The 25,704-nt window shown below is 71.7% G+C and carries 20 protein-coding genes; 17 read left to right on the top strand and 3 right to left on the bottom strand.

Annotated features, from left to right (window positions below):
• Nucleotides 1–5 precede the first annotated feature (5 nt).
• The 5 genes from ACIA8X_RS23380 (at nucleotide 6) to ACIA8X_RS23360 (ending at nucleotide 6,039) form a co-directional block, all read left to right on the top strand.
• Nucleotides 6–821 (top strand): TlyA family RNA methyltransferase, encoded by an 816-nt coding sequence (locus ACIA8X_RS23380; protein ID WP_393458160.1) that lies wholly within the window; start codon nucleotides 6–8, stop codon nucleotides 819–821.
• Nucleotides 818–1,723, top strand: a complete 906-nt coding sequence (locus tag ACIA8X_RS23375; RefSeq protein ID WP_393458157.1) for an NAD kinase — start codon at nucleotides 818–820, stop codon at nucleotides 1,721–1,723. The genes ACIA8X_RS23380 and ACIA8X_RS23375 overlap by 4 nt, the downstream gene beginning before the upstream one ends.
• Nucleotides 1,724–1,933: 210 nt before the next feature.
• Nucleotides 1,934–3,676 carry a DNA repair protein RecN gene (gene recN, locus ACIA8X_RS23370; RefSeq protein ID WP_393458154.1) on the top strand — a complete coding sequence of 581 codons (1,743 nt, stop codon included), beginning with the start codon at nucleotides 1,934–1,936 and terminating at the stop codon, nucleotides 3,674–3,676.
• A 104-nt stretch (nucleotides 3,677–3,780) separates the two neighbouring features.
• Nucleotides 3,781–4,545: a hypothetical protein gene (locus ACIA8X_RS23365; protein WP_399459019.1), complete on the top strand. Its 765-nt coding sequence runs from the start codon at nucleotides 3,781–3,783 to the stop codon at nucleotides 4,543–4,545.
• 357 nt (nucleotides 4,546–4,902) lie between these two features.
• Complete coding sequence (locus ACIA8X_RS23360; RefSeq protein ID WP_393458148.1) at nucleotides 4,903–6,039, top strand: glycosyltransferase family 4 protein; 1,137 nt, start codon at nucleotides 4,903–4,905, stop codon at nucleotides 6,037–6,039.
• A 13-nt stretch (nucleotides 6,040–6,052) separates the two neighbouring features.
• Here ACIA8X_RS23360 and ACIA8X_RS23355 read toward each other — a convergent pair whose 3' ends face one another.
• Nucleotides 6,053–7,705 carry a PucR family transcriptional regulator gene (locus ACIA8X_RS23355; RefSeq protein ID WP_393458199.1) on the bottom strand — a complete coding sequence of 551 codons (1,653 nt, stop codon included), beginning with the start codon at nucleotides 7,703–7,705 and terminating at the stop codon, nucleotides 6,053–6,055.
• 138 nt (nucleotides 7,706–7,843) lie between these two features.
• On the opposite strand from ACIA8X_RS23355, the gene ACIA8X_RS23350 reads away from it, so the two are divergent.
• Nucleotides 7,844–8,803 (top strand): LLM class F420-dependent oxidoreductase, encoded by a 960-nt coding sequence (locus ACIA8X_RS23350; RefSeq protein ID WP_393458145.1) that lies wholly within the window; start codon nucleotides 7,844–7,846, stop codon nucleotides 8,801–8,803.
• A 6-nt stretch (nucleotides 8,804–8,809) separates the two neighbouring features.
• On the opposite strand, the gene ACIA8X_RS23345 is transcribed toward ACIA8X_RS23350, so the two are convergent.
• Both ACIA8X_RS23345 and ACIA8X_RS23340 read right to left on the bottom strand, forming a co-directional pair.
• The gene (locus ACIA8X_RS23345) at nucleotides 8,810–10,189 is read right to left on the bottom strand and encodes an FAD-binding oxidoreductase (RefSeq protein WP_393458142.1); all 1,380 of its coding nucleotides are present in this window, start codon (nucleotides 10,187–10,189) and stop codon (nucleotides 8,810–8,812) included.
• A 69-nt stretch (nucleotides 10,190–10,258) separates the two neighbouring features.
• Nucleotides 10,259–12,061, bottom strand: coding sequence for a glycoside hydrolase family 15 protein (locus tag ACIA8X_RS23340; protein ID WP_393458196.1), 1,803 nt, complete (start codon nucleotides 12,059–12,061; stop codon nucleotides 10,259–10,261).
• 530 nt (nucleotides 12,062–12,591) lie between these two features.
• Between ACIA8X_RS23340 and ACIA8X_RS23335 the strand changes: the two genes are divergently transcribed.
• The 11 genes from ACIA8X_RS23335 (at nucleotide 12,592) to ACIA8X_RS23285 (ending at nucleotide 25,704) form a co-directional block, all read left to right on the top strand.
• Nucleotides 12,592–14,283, top strand: coding sequence for a CTP synthase (locus tag ACIA8X_RS23335; RefSeq protein ID WP_393458139.1), 1,692 nt, complete (start codon nucleotides 12,592–12,594; stop codon nucleotides 14,281–14,283).
• Nucleotides 14,284–14,381: 98 nt separating this feature from the next.
• Nucleotides 14,382–15,008 (top strand): NUDIX domain-containing protein, encoded by a 627-nt coding sequence (locus ACIA8X_RS23330; protein WP_393458136.1) that lies wholly within the window; start codon nucleotides 14,382–14,384, stop codon nucleotides 15,006–15,008.
• 161 nt (nucleotides 15,009–15,169) lie between these two features.
• The gene (locus ACIA8X_RS23325; RefSeq protein ID WP_393458133.1) at nucleotides 15,170–17,257 is read left to right on the top strand and encodes a tetratricopeptide repeat protein; all 2,088 of its coding nucleotides are present in this window, start codon (nucleotides 15,170–15,172) and stop codon (nucleotides 17,255–17,257) included.
• 135 nt (nucleotides 17,258–17,392) lie between these two features.
• The gene (gene ald / locus ACIA8X_RS23320) at nucleotides 17,393–18,517 is read left to right on the top strand and encodes an alanine dehydrogenase (protein WP_393458130.1); all 1,125 of its coding nucleotides are present in this window, start codon (nucleotides 17,393–17,395) and stop codon (nucleotides 18,515–18,517) included.
• Nucleotides 18,518–18,916: 399 nt separating this feature from the next.
• Nucleotides 18,917–20,053 carry a ParA family protein gene (locus tag ACIA8X_RS23315; protein ID WP_393458127.1) on the top strand — a complete coding sequence of 379 codons (1,137 nt, stop codon included), beginning with the start codon at nucleotides 18,917–18,919 and terminating at the stop codon, nucleotides 20,051–20,053.
• Nucleotides 20,038–20,664 (top strand): hypothetical protein, encoded by a 627-nt coding sequence (locus tag ACIA8X_RS23310; protein WP_399459018.1) that lies wholly within the window; start codon nucleotides 20,038–20,040, stop codon nucleotides 20,662–20,664. The genes ACIA8X_RS23315 and ACIA8X_RS23310 overlap by 16 nt, the downstream gene beginning before the upstream one ends.
• A gap of 18 nt (nucleotides 20,665–20,682) precedes the next feature.
• Complete coding sequence (locus ACIA8X_RS23305) at nucleotides 20,683–21,783, top strand: segregation and condensation protein A (protein WP_399459017.1); 1,101 nt, start codon at nucleotides 20,683–20,685, stop codon at nucleotides 21,781–21,783.
• Nucleotides 21,780–22,442, top strand: a complete 663-nt coding sequence (gene scpB, locus ACIA8X_RS23300; RefSeq protein WP_393458118.1) for an SMC-Scp complex subunit ScpB — start codon at nucleotides 21,780–21,782, stop codon at nucleotides 22,440–22,442. The genes ACIA8X_RS23305 and scpB overlap by 4 nt, the downstream gene beginning before the upstream one ends.
• 19 nt (nucleotides 22,443–22,461) lie before the next feature.
• Entirely contained in the window at nucleotides 22,462–23,583 is a 1,122-nt protein-coding gene (locus ACIA8X_RS23295) for a pseudouridine synthase (protein WP_399459016.1), read from the top strand.
• Between the two features lie 364 nt (nucleotides 23,584–23,947).
• Nucleotides 23,948–24,685, top strand: a complete 738-nt coding sequence (locus tag ACIA8X_RS23290) for an NUDIX domain-containing protein (protein ID WP_393458112.1) — start codon at nucleotides 23,948–23,950, stop codon at nucleotides 24,683–24,685.
• Nucleotides 24,682–25,704, top strand: coding sequence for an ADP-ribosylglycohydrolase family protein (locus ACIA8X_RS23285; RefSeq protein ID WP_399459015.1), 1,023 nt, complete (start codon nucleotides 24,682–24,684; stop codon nucleotides 25,702–25,704). Before ACIA8X_RS23290 ends, ACIA8X_RS23285 begins: the two co-directional genes overlap by 4 nt.

The following is a 25,704-nucleotide window of genomic DNA, read 5'->3' as shown; positions in this document are numbered from 1 at the left end:
CGAAAGTGGCAGGAGTCGCACGCCGCCGTCTCGATGCGGAGCTGGTCCGCCGCAAGCTCGCGCGCTCGCGGGAGCACGCCAGCCAGCTGATCGCCGCCGGACGGGTCAGCGTCGGCAAGACCGTCGCGACCAAGCCGGCCACGCAGGTGGAGACCGCGGCGGCGATCGTCGTCGCGGCCGACGGCAGCGATCCCGAGTACGTGTCGCGGGGCGGGCACAAGCTCGCGGGCGCACTGGAGGCCTTCGTACCCCAGGGGCTCGCGGTGGAAGGGCGGCGGGCACTGGACGCCGGGGCGTCGACCGGGGGGTTCACCGACGTCCTGCTGCGGTCGGGGGCCGCGCACGTCGTCGCCGTGGACGTCGGATACGGCCAACTCGCCTGGACTCTCCAGAGTGATGAACGCGTCACCGTCAAGGACCGTACGAACGTACGCGAGTTGACGCTCGAAGCGATCGATGGGGAACCAGTGGATCTTGTCGTGGGGGATCTGTCCTTCATCCCGCTCGGACTGGTGCTGCCCGCCCTGGTGCGGTGCGTGAAGCCGGACGCCGACCTGGTGATGATGGTCAAGCCACAGTTCGAGGTGGGGAAGGAACGGCTGGGGAGCGGCGGGGTCGTCCGCAGCACCCAGCTGCGGGCCGAGGCCGTGCGCGGCGTGGCCCAGAAAGCGTGGGAACTGGGGCTCGGGGTGAAGGGGGTCACGGCGAGTCCGTTGCCCGGACCCTCCGGGAATGTCGAGTACTTTCTGTGGCTGCGTGCCGGGGCGCCCGCTCTGGACCCGGCCGACGTTGACCGAGCAGTGGCGGAGGGGCCGCGTTGATGCAGAACCTGACTCGTACTGTTTTTCTCCTCGCCCACACGGGCCGGCCCGCGGCCATTCGCAGCGCCGAGCTTGTGGTGAAGGGGCTGCTGCGGGAGGGCATCGGGGTGCGCGTCCTGGAGTACGAGGCCGCCGACCTGCCGCTGCCGGACGAGGTTCAGCTCGTCAAGGAGGCGACCCCGAAGTGCCTCGACGGGTGCGAGCTGCTCATCGTGCTCGGCGGTGACGGGACACTGCTGCGCGGCGCCGAGTTCGCCCGGGCGTCCGGGGTGCCGATGCTGGGCGTCAACCTCGGGCGGGTCGGGTTCCTCGCGGAGGCCGAGCGGGACGATCTCGACAAGGTTGTCGACCGGGTCGTGACCAAGGCGTACGAGGTCGAGGAGCGGATGACCGTCGACGTCGTCGTGCATCAGAACGGCGACGTCGTGCACACGGACTGGGCGCTGAACGAGGCCGCCGTGCAGAAGGCCGGGGCCGAGAAGCTGCTCGAGGTCGTGCTGGAGATCGACGGGCGGCCGGTGACGGGGTTCGGGTGCGACGGCATTGTGCTGTCCACGCCGACGGGGTCCACGGCGTATGCGTTCTCCGCGGGTGGGCCTGTGGTGTGGCCCGAGGTCGAGGCGTTGTTGATGGTGCCGATCAGTGCGCATGCGTTGTTCGCGAAGCCGTTGGTGACATCGCCGGATTCTGTGCTGGCGGTGGAGGTTCTGCCTCATGTTCCGCCGGGTGTGCTGTGGTGTGACGGGCGGCGGACTGTGGAGTTGCCGCCGGGGGCGCGGGTCGAGGTGCGGCGGGGGGCTGTGCCGGTGCGGTTGGCTCGGCTGCATCATGCTTCGTTCACGGATCGGTTGGTGGCGAAGTTTGCGTTGCCCGTGTCCGGGTGGCGGGGGGCGCCTCACTAGCCAGCTGTGGGGGGTGGTTCGGAATCGCGGGCGGCTGCGGGTCGTCTGTGGTTGCTCGCGCCCACGCGGCGGAGCCGCAAATCGAAACAGCCCCGCGCCCCTAAAAACCTCCACTCCCCTGGGTGACAATGTGCGGCCGATACCCATTCGTCACCTGCGCCTTCACATCATGGACCCGGGGGCCGTCGCACTTCCCGCCCCCGACCTCGTATGGTCGTGTCCGTGTTGGAGGAGATGCGGATACGGTCGCTCGGAGTCATCGACGATGCGGTCGTCGAGTTGTCGCCGGGGTTCACTGCCGTCACCGGTGAGACGGGTGCGGGCAAGACCATGGTGGTCACCAGCCTCGGGCTGCTGCTGGGTGGGCGTGCCGACCCGGCGCTCGTGCGGATCGGGGCCGGCAAGGCGGTCGTGGAGGGGCGGATCAGCGTTGCCCCGGGTGCGTCGGCCGTCGTGCGGGCCGAGGAGGCCGGGGCCGAGCTCGACGACGGGGCGCTGTTGATCAGCCGTACCGTTTCCGCCGAGGGGCGGTCGCGGGCGCATGTGGGCGGGCGCAGTGTGCCTGTGGGGCTGCTGGCGGACCTCGCCGACGACCTCGTGGCCGTGCACGGGCAGACCGACCAGCAGGGGCTGCTGAAGCTGTCCCGGCAGCGTCAGGCGCTCGACCGGTACGCCGGTGAGGCCGTCGCCGGGCCGTTGGCCAAGTACGGCGAGGCCTACCGGCGGTTGCGGGCCGTGGCGGTCGAGCTGGAGGAGATCGTCACGCGCGCGCGTGAGCGGGCCCAGGAAGCTGACATGCTGCGGTACGGGCTCGACGAGATCGCGGGCGTGGAGCCCCGTGCCGGGGAGGACGTCGAGCTGGCGGAGGAGGCGGAGCGGCTCGGGCATGCCGAGGCGCTGTCGTCGGCCGCCACGGTCGCTCATGCCGCGCTCGCCGGGAATCCCGAGGATCCCGAGGGCATCGACGCCGCCACGCTCGTCGCGGGTGCGCAGCGCGCCCTGGACGCCGTGCGGTCGCACGACCCGGCGCTGGCCGCGCTGGCCGACCGGATCGGCGAGATCGGGATCCTGCTGGGCGATGTGGCGGGGGAGCTGGCGGGGTACGCCGATGACCTGGACGCCGATCCCCGGCGGCTGGCGGCCGTCGAGGAACGGCGGGCCGCGCTCGGCGCGCTGACGCGGAAGTACGGCGAGGACGTCGCCTCCGTGCTGGCCTGGGCCGAGCGGGGTGCCGCGCGGCTCACCGAACTGGACGGTGACGACGAGCGGATCGACGAGCTGACCGCCGAGCGGGACGCGCTGCGGACCGAGCTGGGCGGGCTGGCGCAGGCGTTGACCGATGCGCGGGCGGAGGCCGCCGACCGGTTCGCCGCCGCGGTGACCGCCGAGCTGGCCTCGCTCGCCATGCCGCACGCGCGCGTGTCGTTCGAGATCCGGCAGACCGAGGATCCGGAGGGGGTCGAGGTCGGCGGGCGTGCGGTCGCGTACGGGCCGTCGGGTGTCGACGAGGTCGAGCTGCTGCTCGCCCCGCACCCCGGGGCGCCGCCGCGGCCCATCGCCAAGGGTGCCTCCGGTGGTGAGCTCTCGCGCGTGATGCTCGCCGTCGAGGTCGTGTTCGCGGGGACGGATCCCGTGCCGACGTATCTCTTCGACGAGGTCGACGCCGGTGTCGGTGGCAAGGCGGCCGTCGAGATCGGGCGGCGGCTGGCCCGGCTGGCCAAGAGCGCACAGGTGGTCGTGGTGACCCACCTGCCGCAGGTCGCCGCCTTCGCCGATCGGCAGCTGCTCGTGGAGAAGACCAACGACGGGTCGGTCACCCGGTCCGGCGTGAAGGTCCTGGAGGGCGAGGAGCGGATTCGGGAGCTGTCCCGGATGCTCGCCGGGCAGGAGGACTCGGAGACCGCGCGGGCGCACGCCGAGGAGTTGCTGGCGACGGCTCGGGCGGACGGGTAGCGGTCCTCTGGGCCGCTCTGCGAGGGGCCGCTCTGCGAGGGGCGGCGCTGTCCGCCGGCGCGCGTGAGAGCCGGGCTGTCAGTGGTGGACCGTAAGGTGGCCGAATGATCGAACGTGCCCCCAGGACCACCGCCTTCGGCCTCTCCGCCGCCCTCACCCGCGCCGGCGTCGCCGCCCTGCGTGCCAAGGCCCCGGGTGGCCGAGCCCGTTGGGAGCGGAAGAACTACGCGGGCCGGACCGTGGAGCTGTACGCCGGTGCCGCCTCCGCGCTGGCGGCGACGGTCGGTGCCGGACGGATACGGCCGGCCGCCGGGCTCGCCGTGGCCGTCGCGGGAGTCTGCGGGGCGTACGACGACGTCGCCGGGGCGGGGGATCCGCGGCGCGGGCTCCGGGCGCACCTGTCCGCCCTGCGGGACGGCGAAGTCACCAGCGGCGCGGTCAAGTTGTTCGGGATCTCGGCCGCGGGGCTCGTCGCGGGAGCGTTCCTCAAGGAGCGGCCAGTGGACAAGCTCCTCGCGGGCGTGGTGATCGCCGGGGCCGCGCACTTCGTCAACCTCGTCGACGTACACCCGGGCAGGGCCGCCACCGCGGTGCTCGCGCTCGGGGCGCCGGGGCTGCTCCGCGCAGGGCCCGGCGCCGGGATCGCCGCCACCGCCATGGGAGCCGCCGCGGCCGTGCTGCCCGACGACCTCGGGGAGCGGGCGATGATCGGCGACACCGGCGCCCATGCGCTGGGCGCGGCCCTGGGCGCCGCTGTCGTCGCCGGGAACGGCAGGGCCGGGCTGGTCGCGCATGCCGCCGCGCTCGTGGCCGCCGCGGTGTACGGCGACAAGGTGAGCGAGGCGGCGGGGGCGTTGGGCGCGCGCTGATGTGAACGGCGGCTCACCGGGGTGCGTTCGGCGGAGGGCGGGTCCATCGGCCCGGCGCGGTGCGCTGGTTCGGGGGCCGCACCTGTGCCGTGCTGCCGGGTCGGGCCGGCTGTCGGGACAACCGCCACGCGCGCGTGTTCGGGCACACCCGCCCACCCCACCTCACTCGTGCAGGTGACTCGGCACGCCGTGTTGCCCGCCTTGCGAGCTCCCACGGTGCCCGGAACACCCGTGCGTCCTGGCATCCTTGGCGTAAGCACGTCGTCTGCGCAGGGATCCTCGCGGTACACCCCCTCCGCGCGATCCTTCTGTACGTTCTTCGTGACCGCCCGACCCACAACCAGGAGCCCCGGCCACGTGACCCCCGCGAGCAGCCACTCACCGCACGGCCAGTCGTCGCTGCGCACCGTGCAGGTGCTGGGCGGCGGCAACGCCGGCAGTAGTGCGCATGTGCGATCGCTGGCCTCGGGGCTGGTCGCGCGGGGCGTGCGGGTCCTGGTGTGTGCACCCGTCGAGGCCGATCGGCTCTACGACTTCACCGGCGCCGGTGCGGAACACCTGCACGTGCCGCGCAGCAGTGACCCCGGCTCCGTGGCCGCCCTGCGGGCAGCCTGCGCGGACGCCGACCTGGTGCACGCACACGGGCTGCACGCCTCCTTCCGTACCGTGCTCGCGCTCAGCGGGCGGCGTACTCCGCTCGTCGTCACCTGGCACGACCGGGCGGAGGCCGAAGGTGCCCGCGCCCATCTCGTACGGCTGCTGGAGCGCCGGGTCGTCAAGGCCGCCTCCGTCGTGCTCGGGACCACCTCGACGCTCGTGGACCGGGCCCGCCGGACCGGAGCGCGGGACGCGCGCCTGGCCGCCGTCGCGCTGCCCGGGCCCCGCCGGGCCGTCGAGCGCGACGACCCCGACCGGCTGCGGCCCAAGGTCCGGGCCGAACTCGGCGCCACCGGGCGCCCGTTGCTGATCGCCGTCGGCTCGCTGGAGCGGCAGCGCGGATACGACGTGCTGCTGGACGCCTCGCACGCGTGGCTTCGGCTCGATCCCGTGCCGTTGGTCGTGATCGCGGGGGAGGGGGCGCTGCGGGGGGCACTGCAGCGCCGGATCGAGGACGAGGGGCTGCCCGTGCGGCTCATCGGGCGGCGCGACGACGTCTCCGAGCTGCTCGCCGCCGCCGATGTCGCGCTGCTGCCGAGCAGTTGGGAGTCGCGGTCCGTGCTGGCGCAGGAGGCCCTGCACACGCGCGTGCCGCTCGTCGCGACCGACGTCGGCGGCATCCCGGAACTCGTCGGGGACGCGGCCGAACTCGTCCCGTACGGCGACCCGCAGGCGCTCGCCGACGCCGTCGTACGGCTGCTGGGCGATCCCGAACGCCTGGAGCTCCTCAAGGAGCGGGGTGTGCGGCAGGCGGCCACGTGGCCGACGGAGGACGAGACGGTCGCTCAAGTCCTCAGTGTCTACGACGAATTGACCCAGCCCCGGCCCATGATCTAGGCGCCGCCCCGCCCTATGGCACGTGCCGCCGCGCCCGCAGCGCCAGGCTCAACGCCAGTACCGTCTGCGGGTCGTCGAGGTCGGTGCCGAGCAACTCGCCGATGCGGGCGAGGCGGTTGTAGAGGGTCTGCCGGTTGAGGTGCAGTTCACGGGCCGTCTCCGCCTTGCGGCCCGTGTGCGCCAAGTACGTCTCCAGCGTGGGCAGCAGGGGCGGTTTGGAGCGGTTGTCGTGGTCGCGGAGCGGGCCGATCGCACGGTCCACGAAGGCCGCGAGGTCGGGCTGGTCACGCAGCCGCCACAGCAGCAGGTCGATGTCCAGGCGGCGGGCGTCGTACCAGGGGCGGTCCGGCAGGCCCTGTGCCGCGGTCGCCGTCTCCGCCGCGTGCCTGAGGCCCGCCGAGGCCGCCGCCCAGCCGCCGGCCACCCCGACGACCACCACCGGCGGCTGTGCCCCGGGCCGCTGGATCCCGGCCCGCTCCACGCCCGCCCGCAGCGCCGCCGCCACCCGGTCCGCGACCGCCGACCGCTCCGCCTCCGCACGCAGGCCCACCAGCAGCGGGACGCGCCCCTCGACCGGCCGTACGCCCAGCAGGACCGGAACCCCCACGGCCGCCAGCTCCTCCCCGACCGCCCGCGCCAGCACCGCCCAACCGCCGCCCGGCGACAGCACGTCCCCGAGCCGCATCACCACCGGCAGCAGCGGGCTGTTGCCCGGCTTGAAGCCCAGCACGCGCGCCTGCGCCGGGGCGTCCTCGGCGTCGACACGGCCCTCGGCGAGGTCGGTCAGGAAGTCGCCGCGCCCGCGTGCCGCCAGCTCCTCCTCCTGCCGGGCCTGCATCAGCACCACGGCCAGGATCCCCGCGGCCCGCTCGGCGGCGAGGCGATGGACGGGCGCGAGCAGGCCCCGCACGGGCAGCAGGACCAGCCGCGCCCGGACCGACCCCGTCCCGGGCCCGCCGCCCGGAACATCCACCAGCACCGAACCGGCGGGCGGCGGCGCGTCCTTGTGCTGCTCCCGCAGCCCCTCCCACACCTGCAGCGGATCCGCGCCCTCGGGCCCGGCCCCGGCGGCGTACAGCAGTTGCCCGTCCGTCGTCTCCAGGAAGACCGGGTTGCCGCCGAAGTCGGCCAGGATGCCGAGCACTTGGGGCACACCACCGCCGCCGAGCAGTGCTTCGGTGCACCGGCGGTGCACCTCCTCCGCCCGTTGCAGCAGCGCGTAGTGGCCGTTGACGATCTCGGTGTGGATCTCCTCGGTGACCGTCACGAAGGGCACCTCGCGATGCAGCTGGACCAGCGGCAGCCCGGCCGTACGGGCCGTGTCGACCAGCGCGGCGGGCAGACGCGTGAAGCGCGGGCCGAGTTCGACGACGAGGGCCGCGATGCCGCGCTCGGCCAGCGTGCGCACGAACGCCCGCTGGTCGGACGGACGGGTGCCGAGGCCGTAGCCCGTGGTCAGCAGCAGCTCGCCGCCCTTCAGCAGGGACGCGATGTGGGGCACCTCGCCCGCGTGCACCCAGCGCACGGTCCGCCCGAGCCGCTCGGCGCCCGCGAGGACCTCGGGCAGCCCACTGCGCAGCCCGGGCAGCTCCAGCGCCCGGCGCACGGTGATCCCGGCGCCGTGGGTGTCGAATCCGCCGCCCGTGGCGCCCGTACCGCTGTCCATACCGCCCGCACCGCTGTCCATGAGCCGGACGCTACCCCTGGGCATGCTCCCCCGACATCTCCGGACGGCCACGGAGCCGATCACCCACGGCAAGTCGTCTTTCGGTTACGGCACGCTCGGCGGGGTAGCGGCGCCCTCATGGACTTCAGCGTGGTTGCCGTGGCACGGGAGGACGACAGTCCGGTCGAGGAGCCGCTGCGGGTGGCGGCGGTCGCCGACCGGCTCGGGTATCGCGAGGTGTGGGCGGGGGAGGGGCCGACCTGGGACTCCTTCGTCCTCGCCGCGGCCATCGGGCGGGCCACCGAGCGGGTCGCGCTGACGGCCGGTCCCGTGGCGGTGTCGGTGCGGGACGCGTTCGGCATCGCGCGGGGTGCCGCCTCGGTCGCCGCCGTCACCGGGCGGCGGGTCGGGGTGGCGCTGGGGACGTCCAGCAAGCGGGTCGTCGAGGGCGTGCACGGCGTGCCGCGGGTGCGGCCCGCGGCGGCGATGGAGGCCTCGGCGGCGGCCGTACGCGGCTTCCTGCACGGCGAGCCGGGCGAGCCGGTCGTCCCCGGCAGCGCCTTCCCGCGCCGTCTCCAGCCGCCCGGCGGCCCGCTCACCGTGGCGGCCTTCGGCGACCGCGCGATCGCCACGGCGGCGGCCCACTCCGACCGGATGCTGCTCGACATCGTCTCGCCGGAGCAGGTACGGACGCTGCGGGCCAAGCTGACGGCGGCCGCCGAGCGCGCGGGCCGTACGCCGCCGGTGCTGGCCTCCTGGCTGCCGGCCGCCGTCGATCCGGAACCGGAGTCCCTCGCGCAGGTGCTGCGGAGCATCGCCGGGTATCTGACGGTGCCTGGCTACAGCGACATGTTCGAGGCGGCCGGGTTCGGGGAGGCGGTCGAGCTGGCCCGTACAGGTGCCGACCCCGGCACGCTGGTCCGGGCGCTGCCCGCAGCGGCAGCCGACATGGTCGGCCTGGTGGGCGACCTGGACGCCGTACGCGCGCGGGTCGGGGAGTACGCCGAGGCCGGGCTGGACGAGATCGCCCTCGTGCCAGCGACTGCGGGCGATCCGGGCGGGGAGCGGACGCTGAAGGCATTCCGGCGAGCCTGGTGACGGTGGTCAGGCCGGCCTGATGTTGTGGTTGAAGCGAAAGACGTTGTCCGGGTCGTAGCGGCGCTTCAGATCCGCCAGCCGCCGGGTGTTCTCGGCGCCCACGCCGGCCACCACCCGCTCGGCGCCCTCGTCCCCGATGAAGTTGAGGTAGACCGCGCCGGTGCTCCACGGCCGCGCGTCGGCACGGACGTCCCGGACCCACTGGAGGCAACGCTCGTCGTCCGCGGGATCCTCCCAGATCGCGAAGGGATGGACGGCCCAGGGCGCGTCGCGGTAAGGCACGGGATATTCGCGCGGGCCCGCGGCGATCGCCCCGCCCAGCGGGAACAGCACCTGGATGGTCCCGGTCGGCGGCATGGACTCGCCCCCGGCGCAGAACGCGTCCAGGTAGGCGTCGGGCGCACTCGTCAGGTACTCCGCCGACCAGTAGTTCCGCATCCCCGGCGGATCGTCGAGCATGCACTGGACATCGGCGTACGGCATCGCCCCGACGATCTCCGATTCGTGCGGCAGCGCCAGCAGGGGCTCGGCCAACTTGCGCATGTCCTGCTCGGGCCCGGCGTACGTCAGCAGGGCACCGCACAGGACCGTGCCGACCAGGTGCGGCGGTACGAACTCCTCTGGCGGGCCGGTGAGATACAGCACGGCGCCGCTCGCCTCGTCCGGGGCCACAGCGATCAGCTCGCGGTAGGTGCGGACGACCTCGGGGCCGGACTCCGGCAGGTAGAGGACCAGCGCGATGGAGAACTCGGGCAGCTCGTGGAGCTTCAGGGTGAGCGCGGTCGCGACGCCGAAGTTGCCGCCACCGCCGTGCAGGCCCCAGAACAGCTCCGGGTTCTCGTCGGCGCTCGCGTGGACCCGCTCGCCGTCCGCGGTGACCAGCTCGACGCCGAGCAGGTTGTCGACGGCCAGGCCGCACCAGCGGTCCAGCCAGCCGGAGCCGCCGCCGAGGACGAAACCGCCGACGCCGGTCGTGGAGGCCCGGCCGCCGGTCGTGGCGAGCCCGTGTGGCCGGCAGGTTCGGTCCAGGTCGCTGATCGTCGCCCCGCCCGCGACCCGCACCGCCTCGGCCGCGGGGTCGACGGTGACCGCGCGCATATGGCGCAGGTCGATCACCAGGCCGTTGTCGTTGACCGCCATGCCCGCGACGCTGTGCCCGCCGCCGCGCACCGCGATGTTGAGGTCCAGGTCGCGCGCGAACCGCACGGCCCGCGCGACGTCGTCCTCGTCCACGCACTGCGCGATCACGGCGGGCCGCCGGTCGATCATGCTGTTGAAGACGGCTCGTGCGTCGTCGTAACCGAAGTCCCCCGGCGCGAACACATCACCGGCGAGATCCTCGCGCAGCGCGGTGAGGGCCGCGCCCGCCTTCGAGAGGGAAGCCATGGCTGCCCCCTTCCGTGCCGGGGCATCCGCTTGCTCCCAGCCTAGGCGGGCGCGTTACGGCAGTCCTGTTCAGCCGCCGTACGCCCCGGATGCCGTCAGCCGCAGTGCGGTGTCGATCAGCGGGACGTGGCTGAAGGCCTGCGGGAAGTTGCCGACCTGGCGCTGCAGGCGCGGGTCCCACTCCTCGGCCAGCAGGCCGAGGTCGTTGCGCAGCGACAGGAGCTTCTCGAACAGCTTGCGGGCCTCGTCGACGCGGCCGATCATCGCGAGGTCGTCGGCCATCCAGAACGAGCAGGCCAGGAAGGCGCCCTCGTCGCCGGGGAGGCCGTCGACGCCCTCGTGGTCGCCCTGCGTCGGGTAGCGCAGGATGAAGCCGTCCGAGGTGGACAGCTCGCGCTGGATCGCCTCGATGGTGCCGATGACGCGCTTGTCGTCCGGCGGCAGGAAGCCCATCTGCGGGATCAGCAGCAGGGAGGCGTCCAGCTCCTTCGAGCCGTACGACTGCGTGAAGGTGTTGCGCTCCTTGTCGTAACCCTTCTCACACACGTCCCGGTGGATGTCGTCGCGCAGCTCGCGCCACCGCTCCAGCGGGCCGTCGGCGTCGCCGGACTCGATGAGCTTGATCGTGCGGTCGACGGCGACCCAGGCCATCACCTTGGAGTGCACGAAGTGGCGGCGCGGGCCGCGCACCTCCCAGATGCCCTCGTCCGGCTCGTCCCAGTGGTCCTCCAGGTAGCGGATCAGCTTGAGCTGGAGCAGGGAGGCGTAGTCGTTGCGGGCCAGGCCCGTCATGTGGGCCAGGTGCAGGGCCTCGGTGACCTCACCGTACACGTCCAGCTGGAGCTGGTGCGCGGCGCCGTTGCCGACCCGGACCGGCGCGGAGGCCTCGTAGCCGGGCAGCCAGTCCAGCTCGGCCTCGCCCAGCTCGCGCTCACCGGCGATGCCGTACATGATCTGCAGGTTCTCGGGGTCGCCCGCGACCGCCCGCAGCAGCCACTCGCGCCAGGCGCGGGCCTCCTCGCGGTAGCCGGTGCGCAGCAGCGAGGACAGGGTGATCGCCGCGTCGCGCAGCCAGGTGTAGCGGTAGTCCCAGTTGCGGACGCCGCCGATGTCCTCCGGCAGGGAGGTGGTGGGCGCGGCGACGATGCCGCCGGTCGGGGCGTACGTCAGCGCCTTCAGCGTGATCAGCGAGCGGATGACCGCCTCACGGTAGGGGCCGTGGTACGTACAGTGCTCGACCCACTCGCGCCAGAAGTCCTCCGTCGCCTCCAGCGACTGCTCCGGCTCCGGCAGCGCGGGCGGCTGCTTGTGCGAGGGCTCCCAGGAGATGGTGAAGGCGATCCGCTCACCCGGGGCGACCGTGAAGTCCGAGTACGTCGTCAGCGACTTTCCGTAGGTCTCGGTCTCCGCGTCGAACCACACCGAGTCCGGGCCGGCGACGGCGACCGTTCGGCCCTCGTGCTTGTGCACCCACGGCACGACACGGCCGTACGAGAAACGCATCCTGAGCGCCGAGCGCATCGGCACCCGGCCCGAGACGCCCTCCACGATCCGGATCAGCTGGGGCGCGCCGTCACGCGGGGGCATGAAGTCGATCACCCGGACCGTGCCGCGTGGCGTGTCCCACTCGGATTCCAGGATCAAAGAGTCGCCGCGGTAGCTGCGCCGGGCCGCGGTGGGCGGCTGGGCGTCGGAGGCGTGGGCGGGGCCGAGCCGCCAGAAACCGTGTTCCTCGGTGCCCAGCAGGCCGGCGAAGATGGCGTGCGAGTCGAAGCGGGGCAGGCACAGCCAGTCGACTGTGCCGTCCCGGCAGACCAGCGCCGCTGTCTGCATGTCTCCGATGAGTGCGTAGTCTTCGATGCGCCCGGCCACGTGCAACTCCAGTCGAACGGCCACGTCACCCCCTCTTCTGGCAAGGGGGCTCTCGCTAGTGCGGTCAAGGGGTGATTGTTAAGCGTTGTTGAGCGGTGAAGCAAAGCAGTCGCTTCGGCCGTGAAGCAAAACGACAGTCGCTTCTCAACAATCTCTGCTCAACGAACTGACGAGCTCTCGTTGTTCCGGTGGTTACGGGCGAGGGGTGGTGCCGTGTTGCCGGCCGGGCTCGGCAGCGAATGTCCGAGCAGGATACGACGCACGTAGATGATCTGTGTGCCGCTCCGGGCAACCCGGGTCTGCCGAACGGGTGAGCAACGGGTGAGAATCCGAGGCGCCTGTGCAGGTTCGTGGCGGCTCGTGTGCGGAGCGTGGCCGGACGCCATCGGCCCCCGTCGCTGATACCCTGGTAGCCCGTGGACCGGTGGGCGAGAAACCCCGGAACCGCAGCGACGGCGACCCCGGAGATCTCTCCGGTCGGGCAGCCGCACCGCACCCCAGACCGCGACCACGGGAGCACCCTCTTGGCCATGACGCCCAAATCCACGACGACCAAGCACATCTTCGTCACCGGGGGTGTCGCCTCCTCGCTCGGCAAGGGCCTGACGGCCTCCAGCCTCGGCATGCTGCTCAAGGCACGAGGCCTGCGGGTGGTCATGCAGAAGCTGGACCCGTACCTCAATGTCGACCCTGGCACGATGAACCCCTTCCAGCACGGCGAGGTGTTCGTCACCAACGACGGCGCCGAGACCGACCTGGACATCGGCCACTACGAGCGGTTCCTCGACCGCGACCTGGACGGTTCGGCGAACGTGACCACCGGCCAGGTGTACTCGACCGTGATCGCCAAGGAGCGGCGCGGCGAGTACCTGGGCGACACCGTGCAGGTCATCCCGCACATCACCAACGAGATCAAGCACCGCATCCGCCGCATGGCGACGGACGAGGTCGACGTCGTGATCACGGAGGTCGGCGGCACGGTCGGCGACATCGAGTCGCTGCCGTTCCTGGAGACCGTCCGCCAGGTCCGTCACGAGGTCGGTCGTGACAACGTCTTCGTCGTCCACATCTCGCTCCTGCCGTACATCGGCCCCTCGGGAGAGCTGAAGACGAAGCCGACCCAGCACTCGGTTGCGGCGCTGCGCAACATCGGTATTCAGCCAGACGCGATCGTGCTGCGCTGCGACCGTGAGGTGCCGACCGCGATCAAGCGCAAGATCTCGCTGATGTGCGACGTCGACGAGGCGGCCGTGGTCGCCTGCCCCGACGCCCGCTCCATCTACGACATCCCGAAGACCGTGCACGGCGAGGGCCTGGACGCCTATGTCGTCCGCAAGCTGGACCTGCCGTTCCGCGACGTGGACTGGACGACCTGGGACGACCTGCTCGACCGCGTCCACAACCCCGACCACGAGATCACCCTCGCGCTGGTCGGCAAGTACATCGACCTGCCCGACGCCTACCTCTCGGTCACCGAGGCGCTGCGTGCGGGCGGCTTCGCCAACAAGGCCCGCGTGAAGATCAAGTGGGTCACGTCCGACGACTGCAAGACCCCGGCCGGGGCCAAGCAGCAGCTCGCCGACGTGGACGGCATCTGCATCCCGGGCGGCTTCGGCGACCGCGGTGTGCTCGGCAAGGTCGGCGCGATCAAGTACGCCCGCGAGAACAAGATCCCGCTGCTGGGCCTGTGCCTGGGCCTGCAGTGCATCGTGGTCGAGGCGGCCCGCAACCTCGCCGACATCGGCGACGCCAACTCCACCGAGTTCGACCCGGCCACCTCCCACCCCGTCATCTCGACGATGGCCGAGCAGCTCGACATCGTCGCCGGTGAGGGTGACATGGGCGGCACCATGCGCCTCGGCATGTACCCGGCCAAGCTGGCCGAGGGCTCGATCGTGCGCGAGGTGTACGACGGCAAGGAGTACGTCGAGGAGCGGCACCGTCACCGGTACGAGGTGAACAACGCCTACCGCGCGGAGCTGGAGAAGAAGGCCGGCATCCAGTTCTCCGGCACGTCGCCGGACGGCAAGCTCGTCGAGTACGTGGAGTACCCGCGCGAGATCCACCCTTACCTGGTGGCCACGCAGGCCCACCCCGAGCTGCGCTCGCGCCCGACGCGCCCGCACCCGCTGTTCGCCGGGCTGGTGAAGGCGGCTGTCGAGCGCCAGCGGGTTGATGGTGCGCGCCAGCAGGCTGAAGGCCTCGGCAAGAATTCGGACTGACACGAGAGTTGTACGGTGGCCGGGGTGCGAATCTTCAAAGGTTCGCACCCCGGTTTTCTTTGGCGGGTTCTTTTTGAAAGCGTGTGGAAGGGCAGGGCATGACGATCAAGGACACCCCGCAGGAGTGGGAGATCCGGGCGACGGACACCCCCTTCGTGGGCAACAAGACCTCCGTCCGCACGGACGACGTGGTCATGCCCGACGGCTCGGTGGTGCGACGCGACTACCAGGTCCACCCCGGCTCGGTGGCAGTCCTCGCCCTCGACGCGGAGGACCGCGTCCTGCTCATCAAGCAGTACCGCCACCCGGTGCGCCAGAAGCTGTGGGAGATCCCGGCGGGACTGCTCGACATCCCCGGCGAGAACCCGCTGCACGCCGCCCAGCGCGAGCTGTACGAGGAGGCGCACGTCAAGGCCGAGGACTGGCGGGTACTGACCGACGTCTATACCACCCCCGGCGGCTGCGACGAGGCCGTACGCATCTTCCTCGCCCGTGATCTGTCCGAGGCCGACGGGGAGCGCTTCGAGGTGGAGGACGAGGAGGCCGACATGGAGCACGCGCGCGTGCCGGTCGCCGAGCTCGTCCGGGGCGTGCTCGCGGGCGAGTTGCACAACAACTGCCTCGTCGTGGGTGTGCTGTCCCTGGTCGCCGCGCGCAGCGGTGACGGACTCGACGCGCTGCGGCCGGCGGAGGCGCCGTGGCCGGCTCGCCCCTTCGCGTCCTGAACACACCCTTCAGTGTGAAGATCGGCTGATCCGATCGGGGGACGTCCTCTCCCTGCCCGCCGTGCTCCGCACGGAACGTAGCAGAGCGTGAACTAGGCTCTGAATACGCCCGAACCGGAGTCCCGGCGGGCTTGCGCGTTGGTGGGACGGGAGCGTGGCCCGTGACGGATCAGGTGGTGGACACAGGCGGCGTGCAGGTGTCGGCACAGGCGTCCGGCGGGAACCAATTCCTGGGCCGTACCCGCGAGTTGAAGGAGCTCCGCGCCGACATCGAGCGCGCGGGCCTGGACACCCTCTCCGGCCGCAAAGCGCCACGCGCGCGCGTACTGCTCATCGCGGGCCGCCCCGGCTCCGGCCGCACCGCGCTCGCCGAGGAACTCGTACGGCAGGTGGCGGACCGTTACGGCGACGGTGTGCTGCGCGCCCGGCTGAGCGAGCCCGACGGCACCCCCGTCCCCGTCGAACGCGCCGCCCGCGTGCTGCTCGCCGCCCTGGACTGGCCCATCTCGCCCGGCGCCGGCGAGGACAACCTCATGGCGGCCCTGCGCGTGGCCCTCGCCGAGCGCCGGGTCCTGCTCCTGCTGGACGACGCTGCCGAGGCCGAGCAGGTGGACGCGCTGCTGCCGGACTCCCCGGACTGCCTGGCCGTCGCGGTCTCCGACGGCCCGCTGACCGGGATCTCGGACGTACGGCCCTGCACGCTCGGCGGTCTGGACACCAAGTCGGCGGTGGAGCTGCTGTCCCGGTACGCCGGCTCGGTCCGCATCACCGTCGACCCGCGTTCCGCCGAGGGCCTCGTCGAGGCGTGCCAGGGGCAGCCCGCCGCGCTGATGCTGGCGGGTGGCTGGCTCGCCGCCCGCCCCAAGGCGGCCGTCGCCGACCTCGCCAAACAGCTGCGGGCCGAGGGCGAGGAGGGCGCGCCGCTCGACCGGGTCTTCCGCCTCGCCTACGCGTCCCTTCCGACCCCGGCCGCCCGCATACTGCGCCTGCTCTGCCTCGCCCCCGGCGGCGTCGTCGACCCGCACACCGCCTCCGCCCTCGCCGGCTCCTCGGTCGACGGAGCCCGCACCACCCTGGACGACCTCACCGCCCTCGGCCTGCTGCACTCCGTCGACTCGCCGCTGCCCCAGTACGAGGTCCCGGCCTGTCTGTACCCGTGCCTCAAGGCCCTCACCGAGACCCAGGACCGCCCCGCCGAGCTGCAGCTCGCCCGGGCCCGCATGCTGGAGCGGACGGTACGGCTGCTGCAGTCCTGCCGGGCGATCACCGAGACCGACAGCCCCGAGACCCGCCAGAAGCTCCTAGGCATGCCCCAGGCCCTGCGCTTCCCCAACCCCCGCGCGGCCGCCGACTGGCTGAGCATCCGCAGGCCCGCGCTGCTGGCCTCGGCCCGGGCCGCGGTCGCCGACGGGGAGCTGGACACCCTGGCCCGACGGCTGATGTCCCAGCTGGTCAGGGCGCTGGTCGCGCATGTCGGCACACAGGCGGCCGCCGATGACCTGTACGCCGTCCACAGTCTGGTCCTCGACGTGGCCGAGCGGCAGAACCTGCCCCGCGAGAAGGCCGCGGCCCTGCTGAACCTCGGCGACGTCGACGCCCGGACGGGGCGCAAGCAGGATGCGCTGGCGCGCTATCGGGCCGCGCTGGACGCCGGACGGGAGGCGAACGACCCGTATGCGACCGGTCGCGCGATGGAATCCGTAGGCGGTGCCCATCTGGAGCTCTCGGACTACGACCGGGCCGCCGACTGGTTCGGCCGGGCGCTGGCCCAGCGGCTGGCCCGGGACGAGCGCGCGGACGCCGCCCGGCTGTACGGCCGTATCGCCCAGGCCCACACCTACGCGGGCCGGTACGGCGAGGCGCTGCGGAACTGGCGGGCCGCGGTCGCCGGGCACCGCAAGAACGGCGATGTCGGCGGTCACGCGCGGGCGTTGAGCGAGCTGGCCAGGGTCCAGGAGTACGCGGGGCGGCCCGAGGAGTCGCTGCGCACCTGCCAGGAGGCGGTGGAGTGGGCGCGGCGCGCCGAGGACTCCCGGTTGCAGGGCGCCCTGTATCTGCGGCTCGCCGACACCCTCGACCACCTCGGTGATTCGGCGGCGGCCCAGCTGCACCGGGGCGCGGCCCGGCGGATGCTGGGGGAGGAGCCCGAGGAGCCGGATCTGGACGAGCTGAGGCCCGTACAAGACGCTTTCGAGCCGGAACATGACCCTAACGCCTGCGAAATCCGTAGTACATCCGCAGAAGATTGATGCAATGAAAGGCTAGACAGCGGGAACGCCTTCATTAGACTGGCTCTGCCGCACCTTCTCCTGCGGTGTCTCCCGGTGTGCCCTGCATGCCTGGGTATGTCTTGCAATGCCCCCACACCCTCTGAGCCAAGGACCGTGATCGACGTGAAGGTCGGCATCCCCCGCGAGGTCAAGAACAACGAGTTCCGGGTGGCCATCACCCCCGCCGGCGTGCTGGAGCTGGTGCGCCACGGCCACCAGGTCGTCATCGAGCAGGGCGCCGGTGTCGGCTCGTCGATCCCGGACAGCGAGTACGTCGCCGCCGGCGCCCAGATCCTGCCCACCGCCGACGAGGTCTGGGCCACCGCCGACCTGCTGCTGAAGGTCAAGGAGCCCATCGCCGAGGAGTACCACCGCCTCCGCAAGGACCAGACGCTCTTCACCTACCTGCACCTGGCCGCCTCCAAGGAGTGCACGGACGCGCTCGTCGAGTCCGGCACCACGGCGATCGCGTACGAGACGGTCGAGCTGCCCTCCCGCGCCCTGCCCCTGCTCGCCCCCATGTCCGAGGTGGCCGGCCGCCTCGCCCCGCAGGTCGGCGCCTACCACCTGATGCGCGCCAACGGCGGCCGCGGCGTGCTGCCCGGCGGCGTTCCGGGTGTGCTGGCCGGCCGGGCCGTGGTCATCGGCGGTGGCGTCTCCGGCTGGAACGCCGCACAGATCGCCATCGGCATGGGCTTCCACGTGACCCTGCTCGACAAGGACATCAACAAGCTCAAGGAGGCGGACAAGGTCTTCGGCACGAAGATCCAGACCGTCGTCTCCAACGCCCTCGAACTGGAGAAGGCCTGCCTGGAGGCCGACCTCGTCATCGGTGCCGTGCTCATCCCGGGCGCCAAGGCCCCGAAGCTGGTCACCAACGAGCTGGTCTCCCGGATGAAGCCGGGAAGTGTCCTTGTCGACATCGCGATCGACCAGGGCGGCTGCTTCGAGGACTCGCGCCCGACGACCCACGCCGAGCCGACCTTCCCGGTCCACAACTCGGTCTTCTACTGCGTCGCCAACATGCCCGGCGCGGTGCCCAACACCTCCACCTACGCGCTGACCAACGCCACGCTGCCGTACATCCTCGAACTGGCCAACAAGGGCTGGGTCGAGGCGCTGCGCCGCGACGCCTCGCTGGCCAAGGGCCTCAACACGCATGACGGCAAGGTGGTTTACCGGGAGGTCGCGGAGGCGCACGGCCTGGAGCACGTGGAGCTCGAAACGCTGCTCGGCTGAGCCGATCGGTTAAGTCACTTTCTGGTAAAGGCGATACGTCAACACGCGTCGTCAACCGAACGCACCCGGCCGGACCTTGCCCGAAAAGGTCCGGCCGGATGTGTGTATGGTCACTTTGCGACTCTCGGTCAACTCGCCTCGAACGCAACCCTTCGCCCGATTCGCACACCGGTGAAACCTGCCGTGCGACGGCCGTACGCCCTTGACAGCGGGATGTTTCATTGTCGACACATCTGCCCGGTCCGGCGGATTGTGTTGCTGCGGACCGCCGACACGCCATAGAGTCGCCGACTGTCGGCATGGTGCCACGCTGACCTGTCTAGAAGTTTCCTGGTCACCAAGGAGGTAAGACGACTTGTGAATGAGTCGACATTTTCTCCCGGGGGTGGTCAACCAGGAATGCCGGTACGGGACCAGGGTCCCGCGGGATTCGAGGCTGTCGGCTCCGTTGCGGTGCGCACCTTCGCAGCCCACCAGAGTCACCAGATCTCAGGGTTGACTCAGACAGCACACCAGAGCATGGATGGCCATCACGTGAACGCCATGGTCGGCGACGGAAGTGGCGCGCCCCACAACCAACTCGCCGCCTACGACGAACTGCCCGACGGGCACTTCTACGACCCCGACGCGGAGTACGAGCCCGACCCCGAATACGCGGCCACGCTCGCGCCCGACGCTGCCCGGCAGCGCCGCGAGCGCGTCGGCCCGACCGGGCGTCCGCTGCCGTACTTCCCGATCCCGGGTCCGCTGACCGACCACGGTCCCGCGAAGATCATCGCGATGTGCAACCAGAAGGGCGGCGTCGGCAAGACGACGTCGACCATCAACCTGGGTGCCGCGCTCGCGGAATACGGACGCCGGGTCCTGCTCGTCGACTTCGACCCCCAGGGCGCGCTCTCGGTCGGTCTCGGCGTCAACCCGATGGAGCTCGACCTCACGGTCTACAACCTGCTCATGGAGCGGGGCATGTCGGCCGACGAGGTGCTCCTGAAGACGGCGGTCCCCAACATGGACCTGCTGCCGAGCAACATCGACCTGTCGGCCGCCGAGGTCCAGCTGGTCAGCGAGGTCGCGCGCGAGTCCACGCTCCAGCGCGCCCTGAAGCCACTGCTGCCCGACTACGACTTCATCGTGATCGACTGTCAACCTTCGCTCGGCCTGCTCACGGTCAACGCGCTGACGGCCGCCCACAAGGTGATCGTGCCGCTGGAGTGCGAGTTCTTCGCGCTGCGTGGTGTGGCGCTGCTGACCGAGACCATCGAGAAGGTCCAGGAGCGGCTCAACCCGGACCTGGAGCTCGACGGGATCCTCGCCACGATGTACGACTCACGCACGGTGCACAGCCGTGAGGTGCTCGCGCGTGTCGTCGAGGCGTTCGACGACCACGTCTACCACACGGTCATCGGGCGCACGGTCCGCTTCCCGGAGACCACGGTCGCCGGTGAGCCGATCACCACGTACGCCTCCAACTCCGTCGGCGCCGCCGCCTATCGCCAGCTCGCCAGGGAGGTGCTCGCCCGGTGTCACGCCGAGTGAGTCTGCCGGGGGCCGACGAACTGTTCCGCACGACAGGGGGTACGGCGCTCCAGCCGTCCACTCCCCGGCGCCCGGTCAACGGCGAGGCCCGGGTGCCGGCTCCCGCGGGGGAGTCCGATGCCGCCGCGGCGGAGGACGCGCCGCAATCGGTGCCCGCGCAGGGCGGTGACGGCGACGGCGCGGAACATGTGGCCGCCGACGCCGAGTCCGTCGACGCCGGCGAGTCACGCAGCCGGGCCGCTGCGGCCGAGCGTTCCGCGCGGCGTCAGGGGGCGCAGGAAGGTTCTGCCGGGGCGCCCGCGGGTGCCGTCGGCGGTGCCGTCGGGTCCGGTGCCGCTGCTTCCGCCGCCGCTTCTGCCGCGCCGCGCAAGCGTGGACGGCAGGCCTCGCGGCGGCCCAGTGGTCGCGAACGGCACGACGAGAAGATCACCGTGTACGTCTCCGCCGAGGAGCTCATGGATCTGGAGCACGCGCGTCTGGTGCTCCGCGGCGAGCACGGGCTGGCCGTCGACCGCGGGCGGATCGTCCGCGAGGCGGTGGCCGTGGTCCTCGCGGATCTGGAGAGCCGGGGAGACGCGAGCATCCTCGTACGACGGCTTCGCGGGCGGTAGCGGTAGCCTGCGGGGGCCATGACCTCGAACAACGTTCCCGCCTCCGGCGCCGGTGCCTCCGGCGGTCGGCGGCGTGTGCTGGGGCGGGGGCCGGGAGCATCGCCGGTGCCCGTGCCGGCTCCGGTCGTCGAGGAACCGGAGCCCGAGGTTGCCGAGGCCGCGGTACCGGAGCCGGAACCTCAGGTCGCTGCTCCGGAACCCGACCTCGTACCCGAGCGGGAGCCCGAGCCGGAGCCGGTACCTGAGGCTCCCGCCGCCGAGCCCGCTCCTGAGCCGCCTGCCCGGCAGGACGAGGCCGAGGCCAGTGAAGACGGCGTCTTCAAGGTTCGCCTCTCCAACTTCGAGGGCCCCTTCGATCTGCTCCTCCAGCTGATCTCCAAGCACAAACTCGACGTCACCGAAGTCGCGTTGTCCAAGGTGACCGACGAGTTCATGGCCCACATCAGGGCGATGGGGGCCAACTGGGACCTCGACGAGACGACCGAGTTCCTCGTGGTCGCGGCCACCCTGCTCGACCTCAAGGCGGCCCGGCTGCTGCCCTCCGCCGAGGTGGAGGACGAGGCCGATCTGGCGCTGCTGGAGGCGCGGGACCTGCTGTTCGCGCGGCTGCTGCAGTATCGGGCGTACAAGCAGATCGCCGACATCTTCAGTCGACGCCTCGACGACGAGGCGCGGCGCTATCCGCGCACCGTCGGACTGGAGCCGCAGCACGCCGAGCTGCTGCCCGAGGTCGTCATCAGCATCGGGGCGGAAGGATTCGCCAAGCTCGCGGTCAAGGCGATGCAGCCCAAGCCCAGGCCGCAGGTCTACGTCGATCACATCCACGCGCCGCTGGTGAGCGTGCAGGAGCAGGCCGGGATCGTCGTCGCGCGGCTCAGGGAACTCGGCGAGGCCAGCTTCCGGGCGCTCATCGAGGACACCGACGACACACTCACCGTCGTAGCGCGATTCCTGGCGCTGCTGGAGCTGTATCGCGAGAAGGCCGTGGCCCTCGACCAGGAGACCGCGCTGGGGGAGCTCGTCGTGCGGTGGACCGGTGGGGACGGGGACGAGACGCCCGCGGTGACCGACGAGTTCGACCGGCCGCCCGAGCCGCCCAAGGAGGAGAAGAAGACGTGAGTGAGGAGATCACCGAGCTTCCGGCCGGGCTGCGTACCGTCGCCGACCTCGATCTGAAGCCCGCCCTGGAAGCGATGCTCATGGTCGTGGACGAGCCCGCGACCGAGGAGCGCCTCGCGAAGCTGCTGGAGAGGCCGCGGCGGCAGATCGCCCGTGCCCTGCGGGAGCTGGCCGACGACTACGCCGTGCAGGGGCGCGGCTTCGAGCTGCGGTTCGTCGCCGGCGGCTGGCGCTTCTACACCCGCCCCGAGTACGCGGCGGCGGTCGAGCGGCTCGTCCTGGACGGGCAGACGGCCCGGCTCACCCAGGCCGCTCTGGAGACGCTCGCCGTCGTCGCGTACCGTCAGCCGGTCAGCCGCAGCCGCGTCTCGGCCGTACGCGGAGTGAACTGCGACGGTGTCATGCGCACCCTCCTTCAGCGCGGACTGGTCGAGGAGGCGGGCACGGAACCCGAAACAGGTGCGATCCTGTACAGGACGACGAACTACTTCCTGGAGCGGATGGGCCTGCGCGGTCTGGACGAGCTCCCGGAGCTCGCGCCCTTCCTCCCGGAGGCGGAGGCGATCGAGGCCGAGACCCAGGAAGGGGTTCCGTCGTTCGACCCGGACGCTCCCGATGACGGTCCGGGCACCCGGTCAGCCGGGGAACCCACGACGTAGACGACCAGACGGAACTTTGATGCGAAGCAGCAGCGGCAGGAACAGCAGCGGAAACAACGGCGGGAGCCGTGGTGGCAACAGCGGCGGCCGCGGCGGAAGCGGTGGTGGCCGCGGTAATTACCGCGGCGCCGGTAACAACCGCGACGACAAGCAGGGCGGCCGGCCGAAGAAGCCGCGCCCGGAGGAGCGGCGCTACGACGTGGGCCCCGGCGCCACTCAGGAGGGCCCGAAGTCGGGGCGTGGTGCCTCGGCGCGCGGCGGCGCCAAGGGCGGCCCCAAGCAGGGCCAGGGCACCGGGCGCGGCCGTTGGGCTCCGGCGACCTCCCGCGAGTACGACGCGCGCGCCGAGGAGCGCAACCGGGAGCGGTACGCGGGCAAGAAGGACGTCAAGCTGCCCAAGACCTTCCCGGGCGCCGAGCAGGAGGGCGAGCGGCTGCAGAAGGTGCTCGCGCGGGCCGGATACGGCTCCCGGCGTGCCTGTGAGGAGCTGATCGACGAGGCGCGGGTCGAGGTCAACGGCGAGATCGTCACCGAGCAGGGTCTCCGTGTCGACACGGAGAAGGACGAGATCAAGGTCGACGGCCTGACGGTCGCCACGCAGTCGTACCAGTTCTTCTCGCTCAACAAGCCGGCGGGCGTCGTCTCGACGATGGAGGACCCCGACGGGCGACAGTGCCTTGGGGACTACGTCACCAACCGGGAGACCCGGCTCTTCCACGTCGGCCGGCTCGACACCGAGACCGAGGGCGTCATCCTGCTCACCAACCACGGCGAGCTGGCCCACCGCCTCACCCACCCCAAGTACGGCGTCAAGAAGACGTACCTCGCGGCCATCGTCGGCCCGATCCCGCGCGACCTGGGCAAGAAGCTCAAGGACGGCATCCAGCTGGAGGACGGCTACGCGCGCGCGGACCACTTCCGGGTCGTCGAGCAGACCGGCAAGAACTACCTGGTCGAGGTCACCCTGCACGAGGGCCGCAAGCACATCGTGCGGCGCATGCTGGCGGAGGCGGGCTTCCCCGTGGAGAAGCTGGTGCGCACCTCCTTCGGGCCGATCACGCTCGGCGACCAGAAGTCGGGCTGGCTGCGGCGGCTGTCGAACACCGAGGTCGGGATGCTGATGCAGGAAGTCGATCTGTAGGCCCACGCGTGACGTAGGCACACGCGTGTGTGCAGGCCGGTTCCGGGTTGAGTCCGGGACCGGCCGTTTTGCTTCGTCCCTCGGGGCGCGTCTGGCGGCGCTGGAGAGTCGTTGCGCGGCCTCCGATGCCCGTCGGGGTCCTGAGGGCCGTGGGAGGCGCCTGAAGGGCCGCTGAGGGCTTTGTGGCGGGGTGGCTCGGGCGGGGCGGCGCGGGCGGTGTGGTTCCCGGGGCGGCGCACACTCCTTGCCGGAGTGACGAGGGTTTGCCTTCCGTTGGGTTGTGCAAAGCCGTCCAGCCTCCTTATAGTCAGGGTGACTAATAGTCGTGTTGACTATAAAGCTGGCCGTAAAAGGGGTGAGCGACATGCCGGGACCCACCGTTCCCGAGGGCTACGACAAGTACGCCCACGAACCCTTTGCCGTCACCTCTGACCTCGCCGTCCTCACCATCCGCGACGGCGTCCTGCACGCCCTGCTCGTCGAACGCGGGCAGGAGCCGTACCAGGGCCACTGGGCGCTGCCCGGCGGTTTCGTGCAGCCCGACGAGTCGGCGGAGACGGCGGCCCGGCGTGAACTCGCCGAGGAGACCGGTCTTTCGGACGTCTCCGAGCTGCATCTGGAGCAGCTGCGCACCTACAGCGAGCCCGGCCGCGACCCCCGGATGCGGGTCGTCACGGTCGCCTTCACCGCGCTGCTGCCCCACCCGCCCGAACCGCACGGCGGCAGCGACGCGGCGCAGGCGTGCTGGGTGCCGTACGACAAGGCGGGGCCGCTCGCCTTCGACCACGACCGGATCCTGGCCGACGCCCATGAACGCGTCGGCGCCAAACTCGAGTACTCCAGCCTCGCCACCGCCTTCTGCCCGCCCGAGTTCACGCTCGGCGAGCTGCAGCACGTCTACGAGGTGGTGTGGGGCACCGCCCTCGACCGGCCCAACTTCCGCCGCAAGGTGCTCGCCACGCCGGGCTTCGTCGAACCCGTCCCCGGTGCCGCCCGGCTCACCGGCGGCCGAGGCAAACCGGCCGCGCTGTACCGCGCGGGCACCGCCACCACCCTCCACCCGCCCCTGCTCCGGCCCACCCCCGAAGGACGCCCCGCATGACCACGACCACCGTGCGCAAGCGCGCCGCCACCGGCTCCCTGCTCGGCCTCGCCCTCGGGGACGCGCTCGGCTTCCCGACCGAGTTCAACGACGTGCCGTCGATCCTCGCCAAGTGCGGGCCGTGGCGCGACATGGAGCTGCCGACGCCGGCGATCGTCACCGACGACACCCAGATGACGCTGGCGTTGGGGAAGGGGCTGCGGACGGCGATGGATCTGGGGCTGCTGGGTCCCGGGACCATGGTGGAGCCGGTGCGCGCGGAGTTCGTGGCGTGGAACCGGTCTCCGGAGAACAACCGGGCCCCGGGCAACACCTGCCTCCGGGCCTGTGACCTGCTGGAGCGCACCGACCTGCCCTGGCAGGACGCCAGCCAGATCGGCTCCAAGGGCTGCGGCGCCAACATGCGCGTGGCGCCCCTCGGGCTCGTCCCCGGTCTGAGCGACGAACAGCGCGCGGGCGCCGCCCAGTTGCAGTCCGCGCTCACCCACGGGCATCCGACGGCACTCGCCGCGTCCGACCTGACCGCGCACGCCGTACGCCTGCTCGCGCAGGGCACCGAACCGACCGGACTGATCGGGCTGCTGCGGTCGTACGCCTACGAGAACCGCACCCGCTACCACGACCGCTGGCTCGGCGACCTGTGGACCCGCAGCCAGGACCCCACGGCCGAGCACTTCATCGCGCGCGGCTGGGACGAGTGCCAGGCCATGCTGGACCGGCTCCAGGACGCCGTGCGCACGGCCTCGCCCGAAACCGATCCGTGCCTGGCCACCGGTGCGGGCTGGATCGCCGAAGAGGCCCTGGCCACCGGCCTGTTGTGCTTCCTGTGGTTCGTCGACGACCCGCTGACGGCCCTGCGCCGGGCCGCCTGCACCTCCGGCGACTCGGACTCCATCGCGTGCCTGACGGGCGCGTTCGCGGGCGCCTGGCTCGGAGCCGACGCCTGGCCCACGGAGTGGGCGGACCGGATCGAGTACCGGGGCGACCTGCTGACCCTCGGGGCGCTCTGGGACGCTTGA

This window comes from Streptomyces sp. NPDC051738, from assembly GCF_044453205.1.
GTDB lineage: Bacteria > Actinomycetota > Actinomycetes > Streptomycetales > Streptomycetaceae > Streptomyces.
This window is presented reverse-complemented; position numbering and strand designations above follow the sequence as displayed.